This window comes from Nitratireductor thuwali, from assembly GCF_036621415.1.
Lineage (GTDB): Bacteria > Pseudomonadota > Alphaproteobacteria > Rhizobiales > Rhizobiaceae > Chelativorans > Chelativorans thuwali.
In genome coordinates this window covers 4,014,156-4,026,613 of record NZ_CP030941.1, presented here as the reverse complement: position 1 = coordinate 4,026,613, position 12,458 = coordinate 4,014,156, and the positions used below count along the sequence as shown (strand labels likewise).

Annotated in this window: 12 protein-coding genes; 5 read left to right on the top strand and 7 right to left on the bottom strand. The window is 64.1% G+C overall.

Translation table 11 applies throughout. The features are described 5' to 3' along the window. The first annotated feature begins 19 nt into the window (after positions 1-19). Positions 20-1,447, top strand: coding sequence for a glutamate--tRNA ligase (gene gltX, locus NTH_RS19515; RefSeq protein ID WP_338531573.1), 1,428 nt, complete (start codon positions 20-22; stop codon positions 1,445-1,447). Positions 1,448-1,608: 161 nt separating this feature from the next. Further along, positions 1,609-2,898 carry a citrate synthase gene (gene gltA, locus NTH_RS19510; RefSeq protein ID WP_338531572.1) on the top strand — a complete coding sequence of 430 codons (1,290 nt, stop codon included), beginning with the start codon at positions 1,609-1,611 and terminating at the stop codon, positions 2,896-2,898. 110 nt (positions 2,899-3,008) lie between these two features. Here gltA and NTH_RS19505 read toward each other — a convergent pair whose 3' ends face one another. After that, complete coding sequence (locus tag NTH_RS19505) at positions 3,009-3,716, bottom strand: hypothetical protein (protein ID WP_338531571.1); 708 nt, start codon at positions 3,714-3,716, stop codon at positions 3,009-3,011. 128 nt (positions 3,717-3,844) lie between these two features. Here NTH_RS19505 and NTH_RS19500 point away from each other — a divergent pair, with 128 nt between their 5' ends. The 3 genes from NTH_RS19500 (at position 3,845) to NTH_RS19490 (ending at position 6,516) form a co-directional block, all read left to right on the top strand. Beyond that, positions 3,845-4,111: a DUF4212 domain-containing protein gene (locus tag NTH_RS19500; RefSeq protein WP_338531570.1), complete on the top strand. Its 267-nt coding sequence runs from the start codon at positions 3,845-3,847 to the stop codon at positions 4,109-4,111. A gap of 12 nt (positions 4,112-4,123) precedes the next feature. Further along, positions 4,124-5,935, top strand: a complete 1,812-nt coding sequence (locus NTH_RS19495; protein ID WP_338531569.1) for a sodium:solute symporter family protein — start codon at positions 4,124-4,126, stop codon at positions 5,933-5,935. 224 nt (positions 5,936-6,159) lie between these two features. After that, positions 6,160-6,516, top strand: a complete 357-nt coding sequence (locus NTH_RS19490; protein WP_338531568.1) for a YggT family protein — start codon at positions 6,160-6,162, stop codon at positions 6,514-6,516. Positions 6,517-6,538: 22 nt separating this feature from the next. Here the strand turns inward: NTH_RS19490 and NTH_RS19485 are convergent, their stop codons facing one another. The 6 genes from NTH_RS19485 to rplQ form a co-directional block, all read right to left on the bottom strand. Then, entirely contained in the window at positions 6,539-7,330 is a 792-nt protein-coding gene (locus NTH_RS19485) for an ATP12 family chaperone protein (RefSeq protein ID WP_338531567.1), read from the bottom strand. A 52-nt stretch (positions 7,331-7,382) separates the two neighbouring features. Further along, positions 7,383-8,369, bottom strand: a complete 987-nt coding sequence (locus NTH_RS19480; RefSeq protein WP_338531566.1) for an RluA family pseudouridine synthase — start codon at positions 8,367-8,369, stop codon at positions 7,383-7,385. Positions 8,370-8,435: 66 nt separating this feature from the next. Beyond that, complete coding sequence (gene crcB / locus NTH_RS19475) at positions 8,436-8,813, bottom strand: fluoride efflux transporter CrcB (protein WP_338531565.1); 378 nt, start codon at positions 8,811-8,813, stop codon at positions 8,436-8,438. 186 nt (positions 8,814-8,999) lie between these two features. Next, complete coding sequence (locus NTH_RS19470; protein WP_338531564.1) at positions 9,000-10,319, bottom strand: replication-associated recombination protein A; 1,320 nt, start codon at positions 10,317-10,319, stop codon at positions 9,000-9,002. Positions 10,320-10,322: 3 nt separating this feature from the next. Then, the gene (locus NTH_RS19465) at positions 10,323-11,801 is read right to left on the bottom strand and encodes a DegQ family serine endoprotease (RefSeq protein WP_338531563.1); all 1,479 of its coding nucleotides are present in this window, start codon (positions 11,799-11,801) and stop codon (positions 10,323-10,325) included. 213 nt (positions 11,802-12,014) lie between these two features. After that, the gene (gene rplQ / locus NTH_RS19460) at positions 12,015-12,446 is read right to left on the bottom strand and encodes a 50S ribosomal protein L17 (RefSeq protein ID WP_338531562.1); all 432 of its coding nucleotides are present in this window, start codon (positions 12,444-12,446) and stop codon (positions 12,015-12,017) included. Positions 12,447-12,458 lie beyond the last annotated feature (12 nt).

Genomic DNA, 12,458 nt, shown 5'->3' with positions numbered 1-12,458 from the left:
CGAACATTCAGGAACCAGCATGTCCCGTCCCGTCATCACCCGCTTCGCCCCCTCGCCCACCGGCTATCTCCACATCGGCGGCGCGCGCACGGCGCTCTTCAACTGGCTCTACGCCAGACATACCGGCGGCAAGATGCTCCTGCGCATAGAGGACACCGACCGGCAGCGCTCGACGGAGGCCGCCACGGCGGCGATACTCGACGGTCTGTCATGGCTGGGCCTGCTGTGGGATGGGGAGCCCGTCTCGCAGTTCGAGCGCGGCGACCGCCATCGCGAGGTGGCCCTCGAACTTCTGGAGAAGGGCGAGGCCTATTACTGCTACGCCTCGCAGGCCGAGCTGGAGGCCATGCGCGAAAAGGCGCGCGCGGAGGGCCGCCCGCCCCGCTATGACGGCACATGGCGCGATCAGGCGCCCTCGGAAGCGCCGCAGGACGTCAAGCCGGTCATCCGCATCAAGGCGCCGCGCGAGGGCGACACCGTCATCCACGACAAGGTGCAGGGCGAGGTACGCTTTCCCAACAAGGACCTGGACGACTTCATCATCCTGCGTTCCGACGGCTCGCCCACCTATATGCACGCCGTGGTCGTCGACGATCACGACATGGGCGTCACCCACATCATCCGCGGCGACGATCATCTGACCAACGCCGCACGCCAGGCCCTCATCTACAAGGCCATGGGCTGGGACGTCCCCGTCATGGCGCATATCCCCCTCATTCACGGCCCCGATGGCGCCAAGCTATCAAAGCGCCACGGCGCGCTGGGCGTCGAAGCCTACAGGGCCATGGGCTACCTGCCGGAGGCCCTGCGCAACTATCTCGTGCGGCTCGGCTGGAGCCATGGCGACGACGAGATCATCTCGACGGCGCAGATGATTGAGTGGTTCGAGATCGAGGACGTCAACAAGGGCGCGGCGCGCTTCGACTTCCAGAAGCTCGAGGCGGTCAACGGCCATCATATGCGTCATACGCCGGACGACGAGCTGTTCGAAATCCTGATGGAGACGCTGCCCCATCTGACAGACGGGAACATCATCCTGGCGAAACTGGACGAGCGGAGAAAGGCACAGCTCCGAGCGGCGCTGCCGGGCTTGAAGGAGCGGGCGAAGACACTGGTGGAACTTGTTGACGGCGCCGGATTTCTGTTTGCCGAGCGCCCGCTCTCGTTCGACGAGAAGGCCGGCGCCCTCCTCGATGACGACGCGCGTGCCATGCTGGCGCAGCTCGCCGATGAATTGGCCGCGCTGTCCTCATGGTCGGCGGCCGATTGCGAGGCCGCGGTGCGGGCCTTTGCCGACAGAACAGGGCTCAAGCTGGGCAAGGTCGCGCAGCCGCTGCGTGCGTCGCTGACCGGCCGCACCACCTCGCCCGGCATATTCGACGTCTTGGAGGTGCTCGGGCGGGACGAATCGCTGGCTCGGATAAGGGACCAGGCAAAGCCGGCATGAGGGTTTGGCGCGAAAATTCCGTCGCTGCAGTGCAGCATTGACGGTTTGTCAAGCTTGGCAGCGATTGGTAAATGCGATAGCTAATGCCCACGTCGGACGAGCCGCCTCCCCCGTGCGGTGAAGAATTCTGCCCGAGTTTCAAGACATGAGAGGTGTTTGCGATGACCAAAACCAATGCAAAGCTGGAACTCGGAGGAGAAAGCAGGGAATATGACGTTCTGCACGGCACGGTCGGGCCGGATGTCATCAACATCTCGTCGCTCTACAAGGACACCGGGATGTTCACCTACGATCCCGGCTATACGTCGACGGCGAGCTGCGAATCCAAGATCACCTATATTGACGGCGATGAAGGCATTCTGCTTCACCGCGGTTATCCGATTGAGCAACTGGCCGAGCACGGCGATTTTCTGGAAGTCTGCTATCTGCTTCTTTACGGCGAACTGCCGACCAAGACCCAGAAGGATGATTTCGACTATCGCGTGACGCACCACACGATGGTGCACGAGCAGATGAACCGCTTCTTCACCGGTTTCCGCCGCGATGCGCATCCCATGGCCGTGATGTGCGGCGTGGTCGGCGCCATGTCGGCCTTCTATCACGATTCCACCGACATCTCCGATCCCCATCAGCGCATGGTGGCTAGCCTGCGGATGATCGCCAAGATGCCGACGATCGCGGCGATGGCCTACAAGTACCACGTCGGCCAGCCCTTCGTTTATCCGCGCAACGAATTGAGCTACGCGGCCAATTTCCTGCATATGTGCTTTGCGGTGCCGTGCGAGGAGTACAAGGTCAATCCGGTGCTGGCGCGCGCCATGGAGCGCATCTTCATCCTGCATGCCGACCACGAGCAGAATGCCTCCACCTCCACGGTGCGGCTTGCCGGCTCCTCGGGTGCGAACCCGTTCGCCTGCATTGCCGCCGGCATTGCCTGCCTGTGGGGCCCGGCCCATGGCGGCGCCAACGAGGCGGCGCTCAACATGCTGGACGAGATCGGCACGGTCGATCGCATTCCCGAATATATCGAGCGGGCGAAGGACAAGAACGACCCGTTCCGCCTGATGGGCTTCGGGCACCGGGTCTACAAGAACTACGATCCCCGCGCCAAGATCATGCAGAAGACCTGCCACGAGGTGTTGGGCGAGCTCGGCATCAAGGACGATGCGCAACTCGACATCGCCATGGAACTGGAGCGCATCGCGCTGACGGACGAGTATTTCATCGAGAAGAAGCTCTACCCGAATATCGACTTTTACTCCGGCATCACGCTGAAGGCGCTGGGCTTCCCCACCACCATGTTCACCGTTCTGTTCGCGCTGGCGCGCACGGTGGGCTGGATCGCCCAGTGGAAGGAAATGATCGAGGACCCGAGCCAGAAGATCGGCCGGCCCCGCCAGCTCTATACGGGCGCCACGCAGCGCGACTACGTGCCGATCGCCAAGCGCTGATCGCCGCTCCGGCACAAGCAAGGCCCCGTTTCACGAGAAGCGGGGCCTTTTTCTTGCGGGCCGCTCAGCAACTGCGGACAGAAAGCCGGCTTCAGTCTTTTGGTATTGCTCTACCCGGTCCGCCGCTGCGTCATCTCGCCCGTGCGCGCCAGAAAGTCGGCGGCGATGCCGTCGGGAACGCCGCGGGCGCGAAAGTCCCGGATCACCTCAGCCCAGGCGAAGCGGATAGAGTTCTGAACGATCTCCCGATCGTGGCGCTTGAGGCTGTCGTCGATCGGCGCCCAATGGTAAAGGGCGGCGGGACTTTCGGTGAAGCAGTCGCCTCCTGCGGCCAAGTTCTGCCAATGAACATTGTCGAGCCGCTCCGCGAAGGCCTGGCGGTAGTGCCCGACAAGTTCAGCGCCCAGTTCCTCCGCGTTCTCGGTCAGGCCCGCCTCATGGCATTGGATCGCCAGCGTCCGCGCATGCGGTTCCGCCAAGCCGGCCGCGGCTATGCGGGCGACCGTGTGGATGGTGATGTCGGACAGGCTGGCCGCGAAGACATGACGCTTGGCGATATTGACCGAGTCGACGAAGACATCGTCCTCGAACATGGAGGGATAGCGGGTTCCCATGCGCGCCTTGAGATAGCCATAGAGCTTCTTCTGGGAGACGAAGGCCGCGCGCGTCTGCGTGAAGCGCAAAAGCGCGTCGAGGCTGTCGAGGGGCTCGCGTTCCAGACGCACGCTCAGGCGCTGCGCGGCCTGGCCGAGCAGCCTTTTGGCCCTTGCGAGGAAGCTTACGGGCATGGCGGCATCAGGTTCGGCGGGTACGACCAATGTCTCAATTCCCTTTGCTCGGCGGATCGCCAACACTCCACCTGTCATTGTGGGTCCGATTCGGCTTGCCCGCAATGGCCGCTGTTAGAGACTTTCGTCGCTAACGACATCTAGGGGAGGAGGACACCATGTCCATCGACAACACTGAACTGCGGGATCGCTACTGGCAGAAGACGCGGAACCTCACGATTCTCGTCCTTGGCCTGTGGGTGTTCTTCTCGCTGATCATCCCAGCGCTGGTCGGATCGCTCAATTCCATGACGTTCCTGGGCTTTCCGCTTGGATTCTACATGATCGCCCAAGGCTCGCTCATCGCTTTCGTCGTCATCATCTGGTTCCAGAACTGGCGCCAGGACGCGATCGACGACGAATTCGGCTTTGGCGAAGAGAGCTGAGAGGGGCTCGTCATGGCATTGATGCAAGGAAAGTTCCTGGACAATATCGGCCGGGTTTACAGTATCTACACCGGCGGCTTCCTCGGCTTCATCATCCTGATGGCCATATTGGAGCAGCTTGGCGTCGGCGCCGACACGATCGGCATCCTGTTCGTGGCGTTCACCATCGCCATCTACGCGCTCATCGGCTGGCTCTCGCGGACGATGGAGGTCGACGCCTACTACGTGGCCGGGCGGCAGGTGCCGGCGGTCTATAACGGCATGGCGACCGCGGCCGACTGGATGTCGGGCGCATCCTTCGTGGCGCTGGCAGGCGGCATCTATTTCGGCGGCTATGGCTACATGGCCTTCATCATCGGCTGGACGGGCGGCTATGTGCTCGTCAACTCGCTGATGGCGCCTTATCTGCGCAAATTCGGCTGCTATACGGTGCCCGATTACATCGGAACCCGCTATGGCGGCAATCTCGCCCGCTTCTGCGCGGTCATCGTGCTGGTGGTGGCATCCTTCACCTATGTGACGGCGCAGATCGACGCAACCGGCACCATCGCCGCCCGCGTGCTGCACATCCCCTACTCGGTGGGCGTCTGGTTCGGGCTGCTCGGCATCCTTCTCTGCTCCATGCTGGGCGGCATGCGCGCCGTCACCTGGACCCAGGTCGCTCAGTATATCGTCCTCATCATCGCCTATCTGGTGCCGGTGATCTGGATGTCCAACGTGCAGGGCTTCGGCATCATCCCGCACTTCTCCTATGGCGAGGCTGCGACGGCGGTGACGCAGTTCGAGGCCCAGTACGGGCTCAACCCGCCGGCCGAGGCAATGCCCGGCCTGTCGGTACTGACGACGCCGCATATTGCCCCCGTTGGCGCGCTCGCGGAGTGGAAGTTCGTCACGCTGGCGATCTGCATGATGGCGGGCACGGCTTCGCTGCCGCACATCCTGATGCGCTACTTCACCACGCCTTCGGTGCGTTCGGCGCGCCGGTCGGTCGCCTGGTCGCTGCTCTTCATCTTCCTGCTCTACTTCACAGCGCCGGCGCTTGCCACGCTGACGAAGCTGCAGCTTCTCGATCCCAGCCTGCCGACGGCCATCATCGGGCAGCCGTTCGACCAGGTCGCCTCGCTGGCATGGATCCAGAACTGGTCGAATGTGGGCTTCCTTGCCATCGTCGACCAGAATGCCGACAACATTCTCCAGCTCAACGAGTTCTTCATGCGGCCGGACATCGTCGTCCTGGCCACGCCCGAGATCGCGGGTCTTCCCTATGTGATCTCCGGCCTCGTTGCCGCTGGCGGCATGGCGGCGGCCATGTCGACCGCCGACGGCCTGCTTCTGGCCATCGCCAACGCGCTCAGCCACGATCTCTACTACAAGATGATCGACCCGAAGGCCGACACCTCGGTCCGGCTGATCGTGGCGCGCGTGTTGCTGCTTGGCATCGGTGCGGCGGGCGCCCTGATCGCCTCGCTGCAGCTAACCGGCATCCTCGGCGCGGTGGCATGGGCCTTCTGCTTCGCCTGCTCGGGCCTGTTCTTCCCGCTCGTGCTCGGCGTTTGGTGGAAACGGGCAAACCGCCAAGGGGCGGTTGCCGGCATGATCGTCGGCTTCCTCGCCGGTTCTGCCTATCTCTACTACGTCTATACGGGCGGCACGCCGTGGTTCGGGCTCGATCACCTGCGCTTCGGCATCGTCGGCATGGCGGCAAGCCTGGTCTCGATGGTGGCGGTCACGCTGATGACCCCTGCGCCGGACGAGGAAATCCAGCGCATGGTGGACGATACCCGCGTTCCTGTCGGGCCGCCCATCCTGGCCGCCAAGCACTAGATGGCGGCGCTGCGCCTTCCTCCCTCCCCCTTTCTGGGGAGGGATTGAGGGTGGGGGTCGCCGGCGAAGCCGGCAACGAAACCATATCCGATCGCCCTGTCCTCAAGGGAGATCATCATGAGGCCGATCCAAAGAAGTGCCATCATGATCTAGACATGCGATAGGAAGCACTGGGGCGGGATCAACTCCCGCCCCGGATCTGTCTCGAACAGGAATATTCGTGAATGCAGGGCTCTCTGGCCGCCTTTCCCATCTGGGTCATCATCATCGATTACGTTCTGGGCGTCATCATGTGGACGCTTATCGGGCGGGCTGCCATGAGCATCTTCCTGCCCGAGGATTCGAACTTCTTCTTCATGCGCTTCTTCGTGCGCGTGACCAATCCGATCCTGCGGCTGTTCCGCCCGATCACGCCCGGTTTCCTCGTGGATATACTGGTGCCGGTCTACGTCGCCTGGTTCTTCTTCATGATCCGCTTTTACCTGATACCGTGGCTTCTGGGCTATTCGGTCATGGGCATGCTGTCGTTCCCGCTGGAAAGCGAGATCGCCGCGATGATCTATCAGGCGTTCGGCAAATAGCAGGGGTCCGGTCGGGCCCCGCTCAGGCGTCCAGGGCCTGAAGCAGGGCGGCGGCGCCCTTCATGTCGCGCTCGCGGGCGGCGCGGCGCGCGGCGGCCTCCGCATCCTCGCCCCATTGCGAAATGTTCCAGTCCTCGTCCACATGGGCGGCCGCCCATGCCTCCTCCGCGTCGATGGCGCCGGCCTCGACGGCGAGCGCCAGCAGCGCCGACCCCGTCAGTGTCGTCATCACATGCAACGAGGCCAGCCGGAACGGCTCCCAGCGCGGCTTGAGATAAACGCCCAAGGCGGCGATCACCTGGCGGGGCTGCTCCACATGCATGACGCCTTCGGCCAGCACGAAACGTGCGCCGAGCTGGCCTTGGGCCCAGTCAAGCACCGGATCCCAGGCCTCCGCCTCCCATTGAACGAGCCGCTCCGGCCCTTCCGCACGGTAGCAAAGCAGGTCGTTGGAGGCAAAGCGCAATATGTCCTCGGCCACTGCCTGGGTGTCGTTCGCCACGCCGTCGATGGCGGTGTTGACCAGCCGCGTGACCGGCATGGTCATGGGATCGACCTCGCTCGCCTGCGCGTCGTATTCGTCGGCGACCAGTCGGGCGGCGCTGACCGTGGGCAGCACCAGATGATTGCCGGCCGGCGTGCGCACGGCGCGGCCGTCCAGAAGAACCTTCCAAGTTCCTGCCTCGCCGGCGACCTCGACGCTTTTGTAGAAGCGCTTCGGCAGCGGCGTCTTCATCTGTTTCTGCGCCCGCTTCACCGGATCGGGATCGGAGAGCTGCTTGACGGTTTCGAGATCGTTCAGAATATCGCGCATGGGTCGGATATAGGTTTCCTGGCGCCGGATGCCACAGACGGGCCCGGGCTATTTACAAGTCAGCTTCACCGAGAGCTTCATCAAAGCCCAGAAGGTTCCAGCTCTGCTGCATGTGCGGTGGCATCGGCGCGGTCACGTCCACCTTGCCTCCGTCGGGATGCGGGATGATGATGCGGCGGGCGTGCAGATGAAGGCGGTTCTGCATGCCGCCGGGCAGTTCCCAGTTCTGGTCAGCCTCGAAATATTTCGGATCGCCGATGATGGGACATTTGATATGCGCGGCATGCACGCGGAGCTGGTGGGTGCGGCCGGTAAAGGGTTCCATGTGCAACCAAGAAAGCTGCATGCCCGCCTGCTCGACCACCCGATAGTGCGAAATCGCGTGGTCGGCGTCGGGCTCCCCGTGCTTGGCGACCCGCACGCGGTCGCCGTCGGGCGTCGGTTCCCTGACCAGCCAGGTGGAGATCCGGTCCTCGGCCTTCTTCGGCACGCCTTTTACCAGTGCCCAATAGATCTTCTTGGTTTCGCGGGCGCGAAAGGATTCGGCCAGGCGCATCGCGGCCAGCCGCGTGCGGGCCACGACCAGAACGCCGGAGGTGTCGCGGTCGAGCCGGTGCACCAGGCGCGGCTTCTCGCCCTTCTTGTTGCGCCAGGCCTCCAGCATGCCGTCGACATGGCGGCTTACGCCGGAGCCGCCCTGCACGGCCAGCCCGGCCGGCTTGTTGAAGACGAAAACCTTCGGGTCCTCATGAATGAGCATCTGCGACAGGACTTCCGCGTCGCCCTGGTCGCGGATGGTGCGCATGGTCGTCGGCCCGCCGCCCTTGCGGTCGACGTCAAGCGGGGGAACGCGGATCGTCTGGCCGGGCTGGACGCGCGTGTCGGCCTTGGCGCGGCCTCCATCCACGCGCACCTGGCCCGTGCGCAGCAGCTTCTGCAACTGGCCAAAGCCGAGGCCCGGATAGTGTGTCTTGAACCACCGGTCGAGGCGCATGCCCGCCTCGCCGCTGTCCACTTCGATCTGCTCTACGCCTGCCATGTCACCCGACTTCAATTAGTACCAGGGGCCATCGACAATGGTCCCCGGTGTCAGGCGCAGATAGCATCACCAGAGGCTTCTTGCGAGCCACAATCCTGCAAACAGGGCGAGGATCGAGAAAATCACGCTGGCAAGCACATAGCCGAGTGCGGGAAAAGCCGCGCCGCGTTCCCACAGCACGGCAACGTCGAGCGAAAAGGCCGAGAATGTGGTGAATCCGCCGAGCACGCCCGTCGCCACGAACAGCCGGATTTCCGCCGGCGCGCCCGTGCGGCGCACCAGATACTCGATGAAAAGGCCCATGGCGAAGGAGCCGGCGACATTCACCGCGAGCGTGCCCCAGGGAAAGGACATGCCGAGAGCACGGCCGATCCACTGGACACCCAGATGCCGCAGGCCCGCGCCCAGTGCGCCGCCGATGCAGACGAGAAGCAGATGATACATGCCGATCCCCGGAACCTTTGTCGGAATCTTTTAGAGCGCCGTGCGTCCTTTCGGACGCACAAAGGACGCTCTAACAGTTTGAATCTACGCATCGTGCTTTCCGAAAATCGATTCTGATTTTCGGGCCGATGCTGTAGAGCATCGCGAGGCCCTCAACCAGCACCCGCGAGCGCTTTGGCCGGGGCGCTACTCCTCCCCACTCCGCTCCCGCCTCAGCTTTGCCCAGTAATCCAGCCGCTTGCGGATCTCGCGCTCGAAGCCGCGCTCCGGCGGGTCGTAGAATTTCTGGCGGCCCATGGCCTCGGGAAAATAATCCTGGCCGGAAAAGGCGTCGGGCATGTCGTGGTCGTATTGATAGCCGCTGCCATAGCCGGTCTGCTTCATCAGCTTGGTCGGCGCGTTGAGAATGTGCTTGGGCGGCAGCAGCGAGCCGTTCTCCTTGGCTGCGGCCATCGCCTGCTTGAAGGCCGTATAGGCAGCGTTCGATTTCGGCGCGGTCGCCAGATAGATGCAGGCCTGCGCCAGGGCGAGCTCGCCCTCCGGCGAGCCCAGATAGTCATAGGCGTCCTTGGCGGCGTTGGTGACGGCGAGCGCCTGTGGATCGGCCAAGCCGATATCCTCGACCGCCATGCGGACCAGCCGCCTGCCGATATAAAGCGGATCCTCGCCAGCGTCGAACATGCGGCACAGATAATAGAGCGCCGCGTCGGGATCGGAACCGCGCACCGATTTGTGCAGCGCCGAGATCAGGTTGTAGTGCCCGTCCTGCCCCTTGTCGTAGACCGGCGCGCGGCGCTGCACGATCTTCTGCAAGGCTTCGGCATCGAAGACCTCGCCGTCGCCTGCCGCACGCCACACTTCCTCGGCCAGCGTCAGCAGCGCCCTGCCGTCGCCATCGGCCATGCGCAGCAGGACCGCCCTCGCCTCGCCGTCCAGCGGCAGCGACCGGCCTTCCATGGTCTCGGCGCGCTCCAGAAGCCGGGCCAGGCTCTCGCTCTCCAGCGCGTGGAAAACAAGCACGCGGGCGCGGGACAAAAGCGCGGCATTGAGCTCAAAGGACGGGTTCTCGGTCGTCGCGCCGACCAGTATGACGGTGCCGTCTTCCATCACCGGCAGGAAAGAATCCTGCTGGGCGCGGTTGAAGCGATGTATCTCGTCGACGAACAGCAGTGTCTGCCGTCCCTGCTGACGGCGCAGGCGCGCGCCTTCGAACACCTTCTTCAGGTCGGCGACGCCTGAAAAGATCGCCGATATCTGCTCGAATGCGAGCTCCGTCTCCCCGGCCAGCAGCCGTGCCACGGTGGTCTTTCCGGTGCCCGGCGGCCCCCAGAAGACGAGCGAGCCCAGCGAACCGGAGCGGATCATGCGCGTCAGCGCGCCCTCCGGCCCCGTCAGATGCTCCTGGCCGACCACCTCGTCGAGGCGCTTCGGCCGAAGCCGGTCAGGCAGCGGGCCGACTGGCTGCCGGCCTGATTCTGGACCTGTTGCGAAGAGATCGTCCGCCACGGGCTAGTATCTCAGCATCTGGCGCAGAACGCGGCCGTCCCGCTCGATGGTGAAACGCCACCAGCGGGAGTTGCTTTCGGCCAGCGCGCGGGCTTCCTCGGCGGTCTGCGGCTCCTCGCCGTTGATTTCACGCAGAATATCGCCCCTGCGCAGGCCGAGCCTGTCGGCGGGCGAATTGCGGGCGACATCGACGACGACGACGCCCTTGAGGTTGACCGGCAGGCGCAGACGCTGGGCCAGGCTCGGCGACAACAGAGCGACCGACGCGCCGGCGAAAGGTCCCTCGCCGCCGATTTCGATGGGCCTTCCGGCATCCTGCGGCGGCCGCTCGATGGCAAGCGACAGCGTCACCCTGCGGCCGCCGCGCAAGGTCTCGATGTCGGCCGTCTCGCCGATGCCAAGCGTGGCAAGGCGGTATTCGAGCGCATCGGGGGTCTCGACCGGCTTGCCGTTGACGGCCACGATCACGTCGCCGCTTTTCATGCCGGCCCGCTTGGCGGGGCTGCCATCGGCGACATTGGTCACCAGCGCGCCGGCTGGCCGCTCCATTCCCAGCGCCTCTGCGATGCGGGGCGTGACGGGTTCGTAGCTGGCCCCGACATAGGGTCTTTCGAAAAAATCCGCCCCGTTCTGGGCCGCCTTGACGACGGCGCGCACGATATTGGCCGGGATGGCGAAGCCGATGCCGTTGGAGCCGCCCGAGCGGCTGAAGATCGCCGTGTTGATGCCGACCACCTCGCCCTTCATGTCGATCAGCGCACCGCCGGAATTGCCGGGATTGATGGCGGCGTCGGTCTGGATGAAGAAGCCGAAGTCGGTGATGCCGCGCGGGGTCCGGGCGAGCGCGGAAACGATGCCGCTGGTCGTCGTCTGGCCGACGCCGAAGGGATTGCCGATGGCCAGAACCAGGTCGCCGACTTCCAGCGCTTCCGAATCCCCCAGTCTCACCGACGGGAATTCGCCGCCATTCTCGATCTTGAGGACGGCAATATCCAGGCCCTCGTCCTTGAGCAGAATCTCGCTTGCGAACTCGCGCCCGTCGGCCATGGCGATCTTCACCTCGTCCGCCTGGCGGATGACGTGATAATTCGTCACCACGATGCCCGACGGGTCAACCAAAACGCCGGAACCGAGGGAGGATTGCACGCGCGGCGGCATCCGCGGCAGGTCGAAGAAGCGCTCGAAGAAGGGATCGCCCATGAAGGGCGAGCGCACCTCGACGCGCGAGGACGCATACACATTGACCACCGCCGGCGCGGTTTCGCGGACGAGCGGCGCGAAGGAAAGCTGCACCTCGGCCTGCGAGAACGGGACGCGTTCGAGTGCGGTCCCCACGGGAGCCTCGTTGCCCTGGCTGCCGCGAAGCAGTTTTGAAATGAAGCCTTGCGGCTCGGCCTCCTGCGAACCGGCCATTCCGGCCGGCAGCACGGCGATGGCGGCAAGGGCGATCGCGGCCCCTACCCATTTCATGGATGTTCGCATCGATCGCCTCTCCTCGCTCCGAATCCGCCCACCATGTTCAAGATGCCCCATATTGCAAAAGGCCACTTTCAAAAGGTCACGTTTCAAGAGTGCATGTGTCAAAAGAATGTGCGCATTGAAAGACCGCAAATCCAGCCGATTTTGCGAACCGGGCGGCACAAAAGAAAAAGGGGCCGCTGGGGCCCCTTCTCGACGGTGTCGCTGACGGCGATCTTATGCCGCTTCGGTCTCTTCATTGCCCGTCTCGGCCTCGACCCGCGCGCGGTCGGCGGCGCCCTTGGCTGCAACATCGCGTTCGACGAACTCGATGACGGCCATCGGCGCATTGTCGCCGTGGCGGAAGCCGGCCTTCATGATGCGCAGGTAGCCGCCATTGCGCGAGGCATAGCGCGGGGCCACGGTGTCGAACAGGCGGCGCACGAGGTTCTCATCGCGGATCGCGGCGATGGCCTGGCGGCGGGCATGCAGGTCGCCCCGCTTGCCGAGCGTCACCAGCTTCTCGACGATGGGGCGAATTTCCTTCGCCTTCGGCAATGTGGTGACGATCTGCTCATGCTCGATGAGAGAAGCCGCCATGTTGGCGAACATCGCCTTGCGGTGGCTGGCAGTGCGGTTCAGCTTGCGGCCGGATTTTCCGTGGCGCATGGCTATTCTCCT